14 protein-coding genes and 3 pseudogenes are annotated in these 14,724 nt (G+C 63.7%); 5 read left to right on the top strand and 12 right to left on the bottom strand.

Features of this window, described 5'->3' with window-relative positions:
- Positions 1-62 precede the first annotated feature (62 nt).
- The 3 genes and pseudogenes from AC3WSN_RS25100 to AC3WSN_RS25090 all read right to left on the bottom strand — a co-directional run bounded on the left by AC3WSN_RS25100 (position 63) and on the right by AC3WSN_RS25090 (position 3,245).
- Positions 63-1,024, bottom strand: a protein-coding gene (locus AC3WSN_RS25100; RefSeq protein ID WP_492541680.1) for an IS630 family transposase whose coding sequence is annotated in 2 segments (ribosomal slippage) — positions 63-676 and positions 676-1,024 — 963 coding nt in all. Because the reading frame shifts where the segments join, the coding sequence is not laid out codon by codon here.
- Positions 1,025-1,274: 250 nt separating this feature from the next.
- Positions 1,275-2,049 (bottom strand): annotated as a pseudogene (locus AC3WSN_RS25095) (IS701 family transposase); the annotation flags it as partial.
- Positions 2,050-2,084: 35 nt separating this feature from the next.
- Positions 2,085-3,245: pseudogene (locus AC3WSN_RS25090) on the bottom strand (IS3 family transposase).
- A gap of 304 nt (positions 3,246-3,549) precedes the next feature.
- Here AC3WSN_RS25090 and AC3WSN_RS25085 point away from each other — a divergent pair.
- Both AC3WSN_RS25085 and AC3WSN_RS25080 read left to right on the top strand, forming a co-directional pair.
- A complete protein-coding gene (locus AC3WSN_RS25085) occupies positions 3,550-3,999 on the top strand; it encodes a hypothetical protein (RefSeq protein ID WP_492541678.1) in 450 nt (149 codons plus the stop codon).
- Between the two features lie 105 nt (positions 4,000-4,104).
- Positions 4,105-4,263, top strand: a pseudogene (locus AC3WSN_RS25080) (DUF6531 domain-containing protein); the annotation flags it as partial.
- A 21-nt stretch (positions 4,264-4,284) separates the two neighbouring features.
- Here AC3WSN_RS25080 and AC3WSN_RS25075 read toward each other — a convergent pair.
- The gene (locus tag AC3WSN_RS25075) at positions 4,285-4,503 is read right to left on the bottom strand and encodes a hypothetical protein (protein WP_492543354.1); all 219 of its coding nucleotides are present in this window, start codon (positions 4,501-4,503) and stop codon (positions 4,285-4,287) included.
- 229 nt (positions 4,504-4,732) lie between these two features.
- The gene (locus tag AC3WSN_RS25070) at positions 4,733-5,275 is read right to left on the bottom strand and encodes a hypothetical protein (protein WP_492543352.1); all 543 of its coding nucleotides are present in this window, start codon (positions 5,273-5,275) and stop codon (positions 4,733-4,735) included.
- A gap of 103 nt (positions 5,276-5,378) precedes the next feature.
- On the opposite strand from AC3WSN_RS25070, the gene AC3WSN_RS25065 reads away from it, so the two are divergent.
- A complete protein-coding gene (locus AC3WSN_RS25065) occupies positions 5,379-5,870 on the top strand; it encodes a carboxymuconolactone decarboxylase family protein (RefSeq protein WP_492541677.1) in 492 nt (163 codons plus the stop codon).
- A 728-nt stretch (positions 5,871-6,598) separates the two neighbouring features.
- Complete coding sequence (locus tag AC3WSN_RS25060; RefSeq protein ID WP_492541675.1) at positions 6,599-7,021, top strand: hypothetical protein; 423 nt, start codon at positions 6,599-6,601, stop codon at positions 7,019-7,021.
- Positions 7,022-7,345: 324 nt separating this feature from the next.
- On the opposite strand, the gene AC3WSN_RS25055 is transcribed toward AC3WSN_RS25060, so the two are convergent.
- The 5 genes from AC3WSN_RS25055 to AC3WSN_RS25035 form a co-directional block, all read right to left on the bottom strand.
- Positions 7,346-7,642, bottom strand: a complete 297-nt coding sequence (locus AC3WSN_RS25055) for a hypothetical protein (RefSeq protein WP_492541673.1) — start codon at positions 7,640-7,642, stop codon at positions 7,346-7,348.
- 15 nt (positions 7,643-7,657) lie between these two features.
- Positions 7,658-8,017, bottom strand: a complete 360-nt coding sequence (locus tag AC3WSN_RS25050) for a hypothetical protein (RefSeq protein ID WP_492541671.1) — start codon at positions 8,015-8,017, stop codon at positions 7,658-7,660.
- Between the two features lie 503 nt (positions 8,018-8,520).
- Positions 8,521-9,378 carry an outer membrane protein gene (locus tag AC3WSN_RS25045; RefSeq protein ID WP_492541669.1) on the bottom strand — a complete coding sequence of 286 codons (858 nt, stop codon included), beginning with the start codon at positions 9,376-9,378 and terminating at the stop codon, positions 8,521-8,523.
- A gap of 415 nt (positions 9,379-9,793) precedes the next feature.
- On the bottom strand, positions 9,794-10,174 hold the full coding sequence (locus tag AC3WSN_RS25040; RefSeq protein ID WP_492541667.1) for a hypothetical protein: 381 nt from the start codon (positions 10,172-10,174) through the stop codon (positions 9,794-9,796).
- Between the two features lie 117 nt (positions 10,175-10,291).
- A complete protein-coding gene (locus tag AC3WSN_RS25035; protein WP_492541665.1) occupies positions 10,292-10,702 on the bottom strand; it encodes a DUF1236 domain-containing protein in 411 nt (136 codons plus the stop codon).
- Positions 10,703-11,712: 1,010 nt separating this feature from the next.
- Here AC3WSN_RS25035 and AC3WSN_RS25030 point away from each other — a divergent pair.
- Positions 11,713-11,979 carry a hypothetical protein gene (locus AC3WSN_RS25030; RefSeq protein ID WP_492541663.1) on the top strand — a complete coding sequence of 89 codons (267 nt, stop codon included), beginning with the start codon at positions 11,713-11,715 and terminating at the stop codon, positions 11,977-11,979.
- A gap of 286 nt (positions 11,980-12,265) precedes the next feature.
- Here AC3WSN_RS25030 and AC3WSN_RS25025 read toward each other — a convergent pair whose 3' ends face one another.
- Together AC3WSN_RS25025 and AC3WSN_RS25020 are read right to left on the bottom strand one after the other, a co-directional pair.
- The gene (locus AC3WSN_RS25025; protein WP_492541661.1) at positions 12,266-12,661 is read right to left on the bottom strand and encodes a response regulator; all 396 of its coding nucleotides are present in this window, start codon (positions 12,659-12,661) and stop codon (positions 12,266-12,268) included.
- A gap of 345 nt (positions 12,662-13,006) precedes the next feature.
- The gene (locus AC3WSN_RS25020; protein ID WP_192711669.1) at positions 13,007-13,183 is read right to left on the bottom strand and encodes a hypothetical protein; all 177 of its coding nucleotides are present in this window, start codon (positions 13,181-13,183) and stop codon (positions 13,007-13,009) included.
- Positions 13,184-14,724: the final 1,541 nt, after the last annotated feature.

The following is a 14,724-nucleotide window of genomic DNA, read 5'->3' as shown; positions in this document are numbered from 1 at the left end:
ATGAACCTCGAGAGGTTTTAAGTAAGTCCCTGGCCTCGTCCGGCACTTAGAGCTGTTCCCGATCAGGTAGCGACGGCCAAGTCGCTCTCGTAGCCGGCTGCGGCGAGATAGTTGCGGCACTCCTGCGGAGTGAAGCGCATGAAGGCGTGTCGGATTGCTTTCCAGAGATCCGGGATCGTGCGGGCGGCCGCACTGCGCAACAGCGCTTTCAGCTTTGAGAAGACCTGCTCGATCGGGTTGAAATCAGGGCTGTAGGACGGAAGGTAGAGCAGCCGCGCTCCTGCGGCCTTGATCGCCTCACGCACGCCGGCGACTTTGTGGGCTGGCAGGTTATCCATGACGACGATATCGCCAGGGTGCAGCACCGGGACCAAGGTCTCGGTGACGTAGCTGCGGAAGCGCGTGCCGTTCGTGGGGCCGTCCAACAGCGCGGTGGCGCACAGCCCGCTCGTGCGCAGGGCGGCGGTGATGGTCGTGGTTTTGTAGTGGCCCAACGGGGCTGCAAGCCGGCAGCGCTCACCGCGCGGGGCCCAACCATAGCGGCGCGCCATGTTGGTGGCAGCCGCCGTCTCATCCAGGAACACCAGCCGATCCGGATCAAGCTCGGGCTGCGCCTCGAACCACGCCTCGCAAGCAGCTCTTACATCCGCGCGCTCCTGCTCAGCTGCGTACGTCGCCCCTTTTTCCAGCTGATCCCGTGGCGGGCCAAGAAGCGCGACAGGCCGCTCGTGCTGGTCTGGATACCCTGCTCAGCCAACCGGTCGCGCACCTCGCGCAGGAAAAGACGCGGCTCCTGCTTGGAGATCCTCAGGATCAGCCCGGCATGCGCGTCTATGCGCTTCGAGGTGTGATCGCCGCCCATCGGCTTGGAGGCGAGTTGGCCCTCGCGGCGGAAGCGCTGCGACCAGCGGCTGGCGCTCGACACGCTGACCCCGAAGCGAGCTGCGGCTCGGTGGCACGAGGCACCTGCCGCCACGGCAGCCACCACACGCTCGCGCAGGTCCACAGACAGGGGTGAAGGCATGGGCAAGCTCCTTCACCCACCAACGCGCTACCCGCAAACTCGTCTCAAGTGGCGCGGGACCGGCTCTAAGTAAATTAACTCGTCGAACAGTAACATGCACGGACCCAATTGTTGCGGTGCTCTAGATTTCTAGCGACGAGAGTGGCCGTGCAGCTAGCATTACAGTTGCATTCGCCTTCTGAGATGCGCCTGTCGAGGGGCAGCTCTGTGGGCGCGCCGCCAAGCTGACTAGGCGAGCACGAAGGCGGGCTCAATGCGGCGCTGCGCCAGCCGCATCGCCACGCGTTGGATCTCCTGAATGGACCACGGCACCTGCGAGCTTGGCGATGAGCGTCGTTTTTGGGGGCGGCCCGTTGGCCAGCCGGCGCACCCGCGCCAGCATCGCGAAGGCCAGCATCACCAAGCTGACATGCCGGTGCCAGCCATGCCACGAGCGGCTCTCGTTGTGGGCCAGCCCAAGTTCCGTCTTGGCGGTCTCGAACGCGTCCTTGATCGCGAGAGCGCCGGCCTTCCACCATCACCAGCTTCTCGACCGGCGTGCCGGCCGGGCACCAGGTGGTGAAGTACGCGAGCGCCCCGTCCGACAGGCTGCGCCGCACCAGCAGGCCGCGCGTCCACAAGCTCTGGTCGAGCGCGGCGTCGAGCGCGTCGGCCCGGAGTGTGGCCAGCGGCAGATAGGCCCAGTCGAATAGGCGCGCTCCCTTGCTGCCGGCTCCAGCCGAGAGGCGCAGCCAGTCCTGGTCGGGGATGCTCTTAGCGATGTCCGCGGCGGTGCCCGCAACGTCGAGGTTTGCGTCCCAGGACCAGAAGCGATGCTGACCGGTGACGCCGAGCACGTAGCCCTTATAGGCGCGCCGCAGCGCCAGCTCGATCTCGCCCACGCCGTAGATGCTGTCGGCCGCCACCCAGGCAAACGGCACCTCTGCCTGGATGGCCCGCTGGATCATGGCCGGCGCCAGCTGCGGCTTGGTGGCAAAGGTGATCGCCTCGGGCACATGCGCCGCTTGCCTTCGGGCCGGATCTGACCTGACCGGTATTTTGGACCGGGCTGAGTGAGAGGCTACTGCATGGCCGCTGCCATGGGTAGCCGGAAGGCCAGATCCGGGTCTCTGACGGGCGCGGGCGGTCGATAGCCCAGCGACGAATGCGGTCGGACGCGGTTGTATGTGTTCTGCCATAGACCGATCACGATCGGCGCCTCCTTGAGCGAGTAGAAGATCTCCTGGCGCAGGCACTCGTTGCGCAGTTTTCCGTTGAAGCTCTCACAGTACCCGTTCTCCCACGGAGAGCCGGGTGCGATGGACTGGATCTGCGCCCCCGTCTTGGCGACCCATTGGCGCAGTGCCTTCGAGACCATCTCGCTGCGCGGTCCTTCGGTTCAGGGCCGTTGTCGCAGCGGATGTGCGCCGGGAACCGTGCAGGCACATCGCGTCGGCCAGCGCTTCGATCACGCCGACGCTGTTGATGCGCCGCGCCACCTTCAAGGAGAGGCAGGCCCGGCTGTGCTCGTCGATCAGCGTCAGGATGTGAAGGCTCCGACCATCGTGGGTCTGTCCCTGCACGAAGTCGAAGCTCCAGACGTGATTGCGGTAGACTGGGCGCAGCCGAACGCAAGAACCATCGTTCAGCCAAAGCCGGCTGCGTGGTCGATGCCTTTGCGGGACCTTGAGCCCCTCGCGACGCCAGAAGCGCTGAACCCGGTCCTTGCCCACCTGCCAGCCGTCTGCCTGCAGCAGCGCGGTGACGCGGCGGTAGCCGTAGCGCCCGTACTCGGACGCCAGGGCGACGACGGCTTGGGTCAGCGCATCCTCGTCGGCCGGCACGGTCGGCACGGTGCGTTGCGTGCCGCGGTGCTGACCGACGATCCGGCAGGCGTGACGTTCCGAGAGACCGTACGTCTCCCGGATGCCGACCACTGCCTGCCGGCGTCGCTCGGGGGCTATAAGGTTCCCGAGGCGACGTCCGCCAACACCTGACCCACCAAGGACAGGTCAGCTACGAGCCGGCGTAGCCGCGCGTTCTCGCGCTCCAGGTCCTTCATCTTCCTGGCTTGGTCGATTTGGAGGCCGCCGTACTCCCTGCGCCAGCAGTAATAGCTCTGCTCGGAGATCTCCGCCTCCTTGCACGCCAGGGCCAAACTCTTGCCCTGGGCCGTCTGCACCTCGATCTGGCGCAGCTTCAGCACCACCTGCTCCGCGCTCGTCTTCTGACCTCGCCGCATGTCCGACGCCTCTGGTCCTGGCTGATCCGCTCAATCAGCCCGGTCCAAAGCCAGCCGGTCAGGTCATTAAGAACCCGCAGTCACGGCACTGGCGGCCAAAATGCTGTCAGATATAGGGCGGCGCAAAGGCGTATGATTCAGGACGGCCGTTATAGGGATGCTGTTGCTTCAGACTTCAAGGATGCAAGAAAAATAGCGAGAGATCAGGGCGACCCGAAAAAATATAATGAAGCAATGCGAGAGGCGTCTGCCTACCGGCGCTGCTCGGAAAAAAATGGGATAATTCCAGGAAAAAGGAATTAACATGGCTTGGACAATACGGCCTTATCAGGGAGCTGGCCCTGTAAACCTCGGCATAACGTTTGACGATTTATGCAAAATCATTGGTTATAGAGGTGATAAGACAGATGATGCTTCCAGTTTTCGGTATTTATTGGATGAACATAAAACAATTACGATAATTCGAAACGGAATTGTTGAAGAGATAAATTTCTCGAATTACTATGGCGAAGATTTGCTGTTTCAAGGAATTAATTTTTTCAAAGATAATGAGCTGGATGTGATCGCGCGAATGAAAGCTATGAGCAAACAAAAAATATTCGAGTTTTATGGATTTATTATTTTCTTTGATCTCGGCATTGCATTGAGCGGATTCCATGACAGTGACGAAGATCAGAAATCAGTATCGATATTTCAGAACGGCGCATGGGATGAATTCCGAGACGAGATGACTGTCTATAAGTTTAAGCAGTAGGGACTATCAATTCTGAATCAAATTCGGTGCACAAAATAATGATTATAATATAGAGATCTATAATACGCGCGTGTAAAAGTATGCGCTGCTGCATGAAAAATTGAATTGCAGCTGCGCGGCACCCTCGACCTGATCCTGTCGCGCCACTACGCCTCCGACGAGACCTTCGTCGGGCCGCTCGGGCGCAGCATCGCCACCTCGATCGACGTCAGCATCACCGAGACGCCCGAGGGCGAGCTCGTCTACCTGCAGAGCGTCCACCGGCGCATCCGGTTCGCGCGGCCCTCACTGTTCCCGCACATCTGGACCCGCAACGACGCCGACAAGAATCTCGCCCTGTCGTTCGCCAACCTCGACATCCTGCTGCTCAAGGAAGACGGCCTGTTCCGCCGCTTCACCCGCCAGCCGGACGGGGTCTGGCGCCTCGCCGCGATCGAGGACCGCAACGGCAACCGCATCACGCTCGAGCGCGACCCGCGCGGGCTGATCACGCGGATCGACCACCCGGACGGGCTGAGCCTCGCCGTCGACAACGACGCGGCCGGCCGGCGCACCGCGTCACCCTGGTCGGCACCGACGGCACGCGCTGCCCGCTGCTCCGCTACCGCTACGACGCCCGCGCCAACCTCGTGGCGGCCGAGTCGACCTGCGGACCGTCGCACCACGACGAGCACGACGCCGCCGGCCGGCGCGTCGCCTGGACCGATGGGCTCACCACCCGGTCGCGCCGGGTCTACGACGCCCAGGGCCGGGTCGTGCTCGTCGAGACCCGGGGCGCCGACAGGGCCCCCACCTCTACGACGGCGACAGCTTCACGTACGATCCCAAGAACCGTCGCACCCTGTACACGCCCGGCCGCCGGACGGAGGAGCGGCGCTGGTACCATTACGGGCCCGGCGGGCCGGTCACCGCCGAGGAGGACGCGCTGGGCCACCGTAGCGAGCAGGTCTGGAGCGCGGCCGGCGAGAAGGTGGCCGAGGTCGACGCCGAGAGCGGCCGCACCGAATACCGCTACGACGCCTACGGCCGGGTGGCTTCGGTGACCGACCCAGAGGGGCGCGAGACCCGCACCGACCACGACGCCGACGGCAACCAGCAGCACGTGCTCGACCCGCTCGGCCGCTCCTGGGTCTACGGCACCGACGAACGCGGCAACCTCGTCTCGGTGACCGACCCGCTCGGGCACCGCACCGACATCACCCTGGACGCGGCTGGCCGGCCGGTGGCGCTGATGCGCCACGACGGGCTGATCGAGCGCCGGGCCTACGACGCGCATGGGCGGCTGTCGGGGATCCGCGACTTCCGGGGCGGGGTGACTCGGTTCGCCCGAGACGCCTTCGGGCGGGTGGTGGCGGCGCGCGGGGGCGCGCGAGAAGATCATGAAGGTCTCAAGCGTCGGGCTCGCCGGCCCGTACAACCCGATGATCCGCAGCCCCGAGATGGCGCAGCGGATGTACGATCTTCTCGATTACCTGCGTTGGCATACGTCCGTCCCCACGCGGCTGAACGAATTCGCCATCCTGATCCAGGGCCGCCTCTGGCGCTCGCAGGTCGAATGGTATGCCCACTACCCACTGGCGATTAAAGCGGGGCTCTCCGAGAAGGTCGCAACTGACCTCAAGGCGAACAAGCGACCGGAAGGCATGAAGCCCGACGAGACCGCCGTGTACGACTTCTGCATGGAGCTCTCCACGAAGCAGGCGGTCTCGGACGAGGTCTTCGCACGCGCCAAAGATGTGCTGGGTGAGCAGGGCGTGGTCGACCTGACGACGCTCACCGGCACTTATGTGAAGGTCGCCATGCTGCTGAGCATGGCTGAGGAGAGTGTGCCGCCGGGCAAGGAGCCGCCGTTCAAACCCGGAGAACGATGAGCTAAGCGCGGCTCTCCACCGGGCGCAGGCTGAAGCCTTAAAGATCGAGACGCAGGCCAAGCGCCGGCTGGCGGATGGCTACGATGCTGCGCAACAGCGGGGCGAAGTGACCGTGCAATGCCAGCACGCTACTCATGTTCCTGATGGGAACATGAGGGCTACTGTCTCGGACCTCGGCCTGACCCGGAAGGCGATCCACGAGGCCCGGCAGTTGCGCAACACGGAGGGGGCCGACCCCAGCGTGACTTTCCGCACGCTCAATGCGAAGCTACGTCGAGGTTGGGAGCCCAAGCCAAACCCAAGTCGAGGATTCTCGCAGATTCCTAAAAATTCTGCTTGGTTTCCTATTTTTTTGCTCTGATCTTTATTGTGTGGCGGCGATCAGAGGAGTTGGTAATGGTGGCGCCGGGGATTAGTCTATTTCTGCTGACGATCCGAATGAAGCCCCGGAACGCCTTTGTGACCGGGGCTTCTTCTTGCGCCCAGTCCTACTCGGGTGCAACAGCCTTCTTCGACTTGCGGGCGCGGGACATCTTCTCGGCCGCAGCGATCGGCGCAGGGACAGGGGCAGCAGAAGTCCGGAGGCATGAAGCTCGGCCAGCCGTATAAGCCTCAGACGATCGGCTTGCAGCAAGCCCAGGCCCTGTTTGATCCGGGCCGGTTCTATGGTGTGCTGCGCAACGCGGGGGTTCGTGGAGGCTGAGGCGTTGCCGCCGTGATTTAGTCAGATGGGCTGCGAAAAGCGGCCGGGATGGCTCGAACCCTTACCGCTGTCGCCCGATCAGGCCCCCCATCCTCAGGCTGTTGAGGTAGGCCCGCTGAAGCGGACACCAGAAAGCGGCGCCGCTCTCGCGGATTTGAGCCGTGTCCTCAGCCTCGGCACTGTCGACCGCCCGCAGCAGCCGATCCTTACCGTAGCGGGCGAGCGCTTGGTTGAACAACCCGCTCCCGATCTCCTGAAGCTGAACTTGGTCGACGGCGTAGAACAGTGCGCAATTCCGGCCGATGAGGGTCACGCGGACGATCATCTGCGCTGCTTGGGCGAGGCGAGCGGCATCCTGCCCTACCAAGGCGGTTGGCGGGTCAGCCGGTCCGGCAACGGCGCTGCCACTGATGAGCGCGAGGACGATCAGCGTGCAGCGTGCTCGTGAGAGGCGATCGAGGACACGTGACCGAGAGCACCTAGGAGCAACACCCTGGTGTGCAGGCTCCTCCTGCAAATCGTAGTTCTGGATGTGTCGCCCGGGCATGCGCGCAAGATGGCGAGCGCTGGGGCGGCTGTCGAGGCGTCAGGCACCCCTCTTGCAGACCACCACTCGTGTCTTCGCAGGCGCAATCCTACACAAGATGTTTTTGCGATGGTGGCCTCGGCCCGTATACGAACGGTGAGCGACTGGACGGATGAGGGATACCGTGGCCTGCGCATCCTGAATTGCACGTCATGCCGAACCATGACGTGGCGGACCTGGGATCAGCTACAGGCCCATGGGACGGAAGAGGTTCTGGCCGTTGCGCAGCGCTTCCACTGCGGGAAGTGCGATCAGATCCCGGCTGGGCTCCCGGTCGTGGTCAGCACTGGCCGGTAGCGCCAACCGCTCAGCCTCCTCGGGCCACGTGTCACGCTCGGCCCGCATGGCTGCAACGAGAGCGTGCATGTTTCCGGCGTTGATCGCAGTCTCCACGAGCATGTCCTGGGCGGAGGCCAGTTGCTCGCGCAGATCGGCGTTCTCGGCCGCCGGCGCCAGGAGGAGCGCAGTCACGACATCGCTCATCTGAAGCCCTGACGGTTAGGCTCCGCGGCGCTGCGCCTTCAGCTGCTGCAGAGTGCGCTGGCTCTCGCGCTCGAACTGCGCTGGCGTGATCTCCCCAGCATCGACACGGCGCGCGAGCTGCTTGCGGTATTCCAGCGCCTCTTCTTCCTGCGCGCTCAAGGGCACGCTGGCGCGTGCGGCTGCCTGAGTGCGTTCAGCCCATTCGGTGTAAGTGATGCGATGCGCGTCACGCTCAGCTCTGAGGCGGACGACATCTTCCTGGAGAGCTGCAGACCCCGCTCCTCCCTGGGCAGCCTGTTGCAGGCCCGGAGCACCTGTCTGGCAGGCACCAAGCCCAACGGTGATGAGCAGGGTCGCGGCGATGTGTCGGTTCATGAACAGCCCCTCGTTCAGGACGAGCTAAGCTGCTCCGTGCCGCCAGAGCGAGAGTGGATCGGCCACAGTTGCCCATCCATGGCTGGGGTCGACTACCTCAACCGGCAGATGGAAGCTGCTCGCGAAGTGCGCCGTCAGCTCTGCGGGTAGCCTGAAACGACAACGGCGCAGCAACCTAGAAAGGCACTGCGCCGCTGGATCGGGCCGCCGAGGGGGCGATGACGGCCTCGGTGGATTGATACGCCTGGCTCAGTTTCCGCGAGGTGTGCCCGAGCACATACCGCCCAAAGACCTACCGCCGTCCGAGCTCCGAACAAGAAACACCCCAGGAGCAGGGCTCCCAGGGTGTCGCCGACCTCGCGGCCAGTTTGATCGGGCTGGGGAATGCGAAGGCCAGCCGGGCGGCTCCTCTTCAGCGGCGGAGAGCGATGAGGAGGACCAACTATCTTTCGCCCGCCGCCGCATCTTCCGGGACAGACACCCGGGAGCAGCTCGACCGGATCTTAGTACGAGCCGAACTTGTAGTTCAGGCCGGCGCGCACGACGGCGAACTGGTCATCGCGGCGGCCGACGCCGCTGTAGAGGACCGGGACGTTCGAAGCGGCGTCGATGAGGAACGCGCCCTGATTGCGGGTGCCACGATCCAGGTTCACGTACAGGCCTTCGACCTTCAGCGTCACGGCGGACGAGCGGAAGAAGTTCAGGAACGACTCGGTCGGGAGCGCGAACTCGACGCCACCGCCAGCCGTCCAACCGGTCCGGAAGCTGTCGTTGCCGGCGAAGCCGCCGAACGAGCGGTCAGCGCTGCCCGAGCCGTAGGCGAAGCCGCCGGTGCCGTACACGAGGGTGCGGTCGAACGCGTAGCCGAGGCGGCCGCGCACTGTGCCGAAGAAATCGAGGCTCGACAGACCGCGCGGGTCGGTGGCGTAGAAGCCGGGACGGATGCCGCCGTTCACGAAAGCGTTGTTTCGGTCACGCCCGAAGTCGAGGTACTGCGCGTCGGCCTCGAAGCCGATCACGACGCCCGAGCCCGGGGTGAACTGGTAGTTGTAGCCGATCTGCGCGCCGCCCGAGAAGCCGTCCTGGCTGCGGTTGCGGAAGGTCACCGCGACCGGGGCTCCGCTGACGGTGTACCCGCCTGCGCCACCCGGCACGATAAAGGTGTTGCCGCTGTTGCGGTCGCTGGCGTCGAAGGCGTAGCCGGCGTTGATACCGAAGTAGGCACCGGTCCAGGTGAAGACCGGGACGGGGGTGAACACCGGCGGCGGGGCAGCGCGGCGCGGCAGGTCGGCGGCCGAAGCGGCAGCGGTCAGGGCGGTGAAGGCGGCCAGCGAGGCCAGCGAGGCCAGGAGCTTGGTCATCGGGTCAGGTCCAGATTTCAGTCTGGATGTATGACTACCGATCCGTGGCCGAATTGGCTGTAGTTTTACGGACACACTCGTCGACGTCTAGGCTGAGCGACATAGTAAAGCGAATATGAACATGCCCGAAGCTGCCAGAATACTTCAGGCTGGACATGGCTCGGCGCCACAACATCTCAACGACGCTATGGTTGCGTCTGGCCGGTGAGTTTCGGTGTGCATGTGACAGAAAAGCAATGGGCTGGATCAACTGGAACAGCTGAAGCACTGCGAACTGGATCATCCGACGGTATGATCCACGATTGGCCAGGGCAGCAGTGGCAGCGCTGGCGTAAGATATTTCGCCGGAAAGCGCCTGGGACTTGCTCAGCGAATCCTGTGATTGAGATCGAGGCCCAAGCGGATCGGCCACCGGTCAGCTATCCTGATCGAGATCGAGCCCGCGGATCAGGGTTCCAATCGGGTCACCATCAGCATCCTTGCCCTGAGTAGTTGGAGGTAACAGCGTGCTCGACAATCTCGGCACCGTCCTCGCTCCTGGCGGCAGCGCAATCGTCAGACGATGAGCTAGGAGACTGCTGCTTTCCGCCATCAGTGCGGCGGGCTCAGTGCCGTGCAACCTTTGGGGCGGATCGGTCCAGATCGTCGACACGGACGGCGTCTCAGCCATCACTGTGACGACCCGTGCCTGGCGGCTTACCCGCTCATAATTGCCCGGGTGCAGAACGTGCGCGGCGACGACCAGTCCCAGTGCAGCTAGAGCTGTGGTCGCAAGGGTGGATCGATAGCGTTCCATGCTGGCAGAACATACTGCCAAGCTCGCCGTTCCGCCCGAGTGCCTGGAATAGCTAATCGTGAATTTACAATTGCGCTGGACATAGCCTGTGGTTTCGGGCTGCGCTCTGGTCTGTGGCTACTCGATCACCTCAACGATGCGCCGGTTCCCCGGCTCGACGAGCACGGGATGGCCATTGATGATCGTGTAACTGTACTCCGGCAGCGCGAATTCCCGAGGCACGTCGTAGTAGAACACTCCCTCCTCTGGCAGAACGGTGCCGACCCGCACTGGGACGGCGAGCGCGATGGATGGGCGGTGCTCAGCCAGCGCGTAGATGCGGAAGCGCTCACGCCGGTCGACGCCGAGGATGCCGTTGGCCGTGCCGACGGCTGCACCGATTGCACCACCGACGAGTGCCCCGAGCGGACCGGCGACTTCCTCTCCGCGTGCAACCCCGTCCCGGGCGCCTCGCTCCAACCCTTGTGCATGGGCGGCCCCCATGAGGCCAAGCGTTGCCATGAGCATGAGAGTGGTCGTGACCCGCATTCTGCATCCTTGAGGCTGGGTATGACTGGCGTTTAGCGGCACCAAGCAGCAGCTCCACACCACCGGATCGGCGCTTGGTTGATCGCGCCAGTCACCATGGGATCAGCAGATGGCAGACGCGCGACCGCTGGTTCAGCGGGCCGATTGGCCTCCACCAGCATCGCGGCCGAGAAACAGCAGAGCGCGAAGGCAGCGATCCAGAGAGCGCCTCTCAGGGTTCGGATCGTTCGCTTTGACATACCGACGACGGTGACGGCCGTCGGTTACCGAACCCTTGCACCGTCCGCGACGCCTCGGGCCGGATCCTTGCCCTCATGCCGTTCTGCGATGAGCCAACTCGTCGAGCAGCTTCTGGAGCGCCGCACTCGTGGGCCGTTGCGTCTCGTCGACAAGCACGAACAGCGCTTCGGCGACGACAGCGGTTCGCGACGTCGGGTCCTCAGACGATCTGGGGCGGGGCGTCGGCGGTGAGAAGGCCGACCGCAAGAACGCGGCGCTGTCTTGGTGACCGAATTCGCAGGCGGATGTTTGCACTGTGAGTGGGCACAGCGCTGCATCGGTGATCGACCATGGTAGGTGGGTGGGAAACGATGGAAACGGCACCGACCGAGGAGGGTAGCAGAGTCCTTCTCTTCGACGGCACGTACCAGTTCGTGGGCGTTCTGACCCGGTACAACCATAAGCATACGGGAGAGTGGCGCCTATGGACCGGGGATAGGCCGGCTCCGTGGGACGGCGGGATCCCGACACATTGGATGCCGCTGCCGGATGTCCCTTCCGGCTCCTGAGCGGCCTGTTCCGACAAAGCGGCAGGCCGGTTCAGCTGACGGCCCTCTAACCTCCTACAGCCATCCTGCCCACCGAGCCGCGTAGCGTACTGGCTCAGGCCGTGTAGCCCACGGCACGCCCTGCCAGTCCGTGATCAGGTCGGGCGGCGGGGCAGCAACGGTCTCGTGGTTGCCGAACTGCACCGGCGACCAAGATCCCTCAGCCAACCCTGGGGGATCTTCATGATGATTATCGACCCGCTGATCGCGGTAGGCGTCGTCGGCGCCACTGCCGTTACCGATGCGGCCTACGTTTTCTTCAACGCCGCTGTGGCTGCCCGCCGGCGCATCCCAGCCGCAAACTGGCCGGCATGCTGGTACCTGCTCTCGGCGTTCGCCGTGATCAGCTACACGGAGAACGCCGTGTACGTGGCCTTCGCCGCGCTCGGTTCTTGGCTGGGCGCTTTCGCGTCCGTCACGTGGCTCGTGCGACCTGTTTCTCCGCGGTAGCACGTACACGGGGCAGCGCCGGCCGGCGTCCTACGCCCGACCGAAATATCTCACTGGGACGGGTTCTCCCCGGGTCAGCTGAATCCCTGCGGGTTGAGATTTGAGTGATCGCCCTACAAGCAGAGCGAGGCCAACTAAGGCGGCTGATCCGGCAAGAGCGACGGATGCACACCACCAGAACACGACATCAAGCATGGTGGACAGGGTGCTCCGATTACGTGCTGACGCTTGGAGCCGCATGGTAAATGTGCCGTTAAGGCTGCGCTCAGTACATCTCGGTCCAGGCTTAAAAAGCCCTACCTCGCGTTACCAGCACGGCGCGAAGGGCTTCGGCGAGCCCGTCATGCGCGAAGGGCTTACGCAGGAACCGCGCGCCCATTGGCATTTGCTCCTCGCCCGGCCACTCCACTCCCGATACGATCAGGATGGCGACTTCGGGCCAGCGCGCCGCTACGGCTTTTGCCAGGGTAAAGCCGCTCAAGGGTTCGCCGGCCAAGTCCACGTCCGCGATCATGGCTACAAGCTCGGGGCGAGCCGCCAGATGGGCCTGAGCGGCCTCCACAGTCGAGGCCTCGGCGACCTCGTACCCAGCATCCCGCAACGTTGCAGCCGCTTCCATGAGCTGCACGGGATTGTCCTCGACAATCAGCACGGCGAGCCGTGGCGCGAAGGCGTCTGCCATTCAGGACCTCCGCATGATCGGTGCTACATCAACGCAGTCGCCCCCGATTGCGTCGCACTCAAGCGTGCCCGGCGCGGGGGCGCTATCTTGGGCAGGCGGATCGGTCTCGGGCTGCTGGCGGCCGATGCGGCCGGCGTCCAGTGAGCAGACCGTGCCGCCGCGCGAGACCGTGCGGTCCGCATTTGGCGTTTCCGCCAGATGTTCAGCCCGTACGCGGCCAACTATCTCGTGGTGAACCGCGCACCGCCGGGCAATCTCACGATCCGCCCAGCTGCCCCACACCTCGGCTTGCGGGATGGCACCGCGCAAGCCGCCCTGTCGCACATAGCTCGGCAGCTCGGCGCCCTAGGGCCGGATCTCCTCGACCTGGATGCCGCCGGCTCGCAGGTAATCAGGAATGTCGGAATGGTCGTAGTACCCAGCCTCGTGGGCCATGGCGTCCAAGGCGGCGAGCGGATCCGTCGCCGAGCCGGTCCAGAGGATTGTCCCAGTTACGCTCTGCCGAACTCGATAAACCTTCATCACGGCCACCCCTTGTTTGACCGCCGATCATCAGCACAGGATTGGAGCACGTCCCGTAGCAAGTCTGTATAGGTTGCGTTTCAGCCGCATGGAGTGAGAAAAATCACCTACGCGTCGCGCAGCTGACGGGCCTCGTGGATCGCCTTCCGGGCCAGGCCGAGATCCGTAACGGCAGGGATGCTCCCAGCCGGAGCATGGCACGAGAGGAGACGTCGCTTGCGAACATCTATGATCACCGCGGCTATGCTGCCCGCGTTCAGTGCCGCCGCCCTCACTACGCCGGCTTCGGCGGCGCCTCTCAGTCCGGCTCCAGCCGCCACTATCACCGGCGCCCAGGACAGCATCACCGACGTTCGCTGGCACCCGATCCGCCGCATGCATCGCGCGGAACGCCGCTTCATGCATCGGCACTTTCGCCACCGCAGATAGCAGCTCGGCGGTCGCTGCTGGCGACGCCATCTGAGGCTCGACCGTGGACGACACCGCTGCTGGGGCCGTCTTTTGCGATTTGGCGCAAGGGCTCGGCACCTCGGCGCTAGCCGCTTCTGCCCGTTCAACGCCTTCGTCAGATGATTGGGGCAGACGGGGGGATGTCCACTTTGATCAAGCTGCGGGTAGCTCATCCAGGTTAGTTCTTGCGAGTCGGGGCTCCGGATGGGGTCCTCGGCCGCCCACGTCCGCGGTGATTGCCGTTGGCCCCCCTACGACGATAGATCGGCGGCGTGGGCGCTCTTTGCTTGAGCCACCCGCACCGGATGCGCGGGCGGCGTTCGTGTGGGATGGGGCGATCAGCCATCCGTAACGGCCGGCTCATCAGATAGAACCAGTCCCTCATCCAAAACAGCTTCTTAGATCCGCTGGTGTGTCATTTTCTGCTCCACGGTCCCTGTAGACATGAGATCTTCAATCTGCAGAGTTGATCAAATTTGCACTTCTGCGCCAGATATATTATCAATTGGCCGATGAAGCCGGTTTTTGTCCTGATTTGCCTTGTGTATGGCGTGGCAGTTGCGCATTTAGCTGCCAAAAATCCATCCCAAAGGACGTTGATGGAAAATATTAGCGGCGTGTTGATTGTTGTAGCGCTTGGAACAATTGGCCTTTGCGTGCCGTTTTTTCGGTAAATCATCGAAGTACATCGGCATAATTATCTCATATTAAGGACCGCTGTCCTTCTCGCCGATTAACTAAGCTTCGTCAGTCTAGTGCCGATCTCCACGCCTGCGCTGGGGCTCCTGAGGAGGAAGCCTTTGCCAGGCCTGGATGCCACGTCTGACATGGCATCGCCTTCGGCCTTGAATAATCTGTCGCATCGGCATCGCGCCGACCTCCACGCCCTCTGGGAAGCCGTCTTCCCCCTCAAGGCCAAGAGAGGGCGTGGATGCCGACATTGATCAAGACCAACGCGACTGATCCAAGCCAGTCTGGCCCGTCGGGGCGCTAGGCAGGCAGCCCCGGCCGCCCACGCTCACTGTGATCGCCACATAACCCCAGTGGCGATAGGTCAGCGAGCGTGGGTGCCTTCGCCACGTTGTCCAACC

The organism is Methylobacterium sp. FW102-HT35C08, assembly GCF_058790235.1.
This window is presented reverse-complemented; position numbering and strand designations above follow the sequence as displayed.

What these genes read in the sequence shown, in the direction of transcription:
- AC3WSN_RS25070 (WP_492543352.1), bottom strand. Translation starts at nt 5,275, where the DNA reads ATGCGCGTCGTAGGCCCGGCGCTCGATCAGCCCGTCGTGGCGCATCAG.
- AC3WSN_RS25055 (WP_492541673.1), bottom strand. Translation starts at nt 7,642, where the DNA reads ATGAGCGATGTCGTGACTGCGCTCCTCCTGGCGCCGGCGGCCGAGAAC.
- AC3WSN_RS25030 (WP_492541663.1), top strand. Translation starts at nt 11,713, where the DNA reads ATGATGATTATCGACCCGCTGATCGCGGTAGGCGTCGTCGGCGCCACT.
- AC3WSN_RS25060 (WP_492541675.1), top strand. Translation starts at nt 6,599, where the DNA reads ATGGGCTGCGAAAAGCGGCCGGGATGGCTCGAACCCTTACCGCTGTCG.
- AC3WSN_RS25035 (WP_492541665.1), bottom strand. Translation starts at nt 10,702, where the DNA reads ATGCGGGTCACGACCACTCTCATGCTCATGGCAACGCTTGGCCTCATG.
- AC3WSN_RS25045 (WP_492541669.1), bottom strand. Translation starts at nt 9,378, where the DNA reads ATGACCAAGCTCCTGGCCTCGCTGGCCTCGCTGGCCGCCTTCACCGCC.
- AC3WSN_RS25020 (WP_192711669.1), bottom strand. Translation starts at nt 13,183, where the DNA reads ATGAAGGTTTATCGAGTTCGGCAGAGCGTAACTGGGACAATCCTCTGG.
- AC3WSN_RS25040 (WP_492541667.1), bottom strand. Translation starts at nt 10,174, where the DNA reads ATGGAACGCTATCGATCCACCCTTGCGACCACAGCTCTAGCTGCACTG.
- AC3WSN_RS25065 (WP_492541677.1), top strand. Translation starts at nt 5,379, where the DNA reads ATGAAGGTCTCAAGCGTCGGGCTCGCCGGCCCGTACAACCCGATGATC.
- AC3WSN_RS25085 (WP_492541678.1), top strand. Translation starts at nt 3,550, where the DNA reads ATGGCTTGGACAATACGGCCTTATCAGGGAGCTGGCCCTGTAAACCTC.
- AC3WSN_RS25025 (WP_492541661.1), bottom strand. Translation starts at nt 12,661, where the DNA reads ATGGCAGACGCCTTCGCGCCACGGCTCGCCGTGCTGATTGTCGAGGAC.
- AC3WSN_RS25050 (WP_492541671.1), bottom strand. Translation starts at nt 8,017, where the DNA reads ATGAACCGACACATCGCCGCGACCCTGCTCATCACCGTTGGGCTTGGT.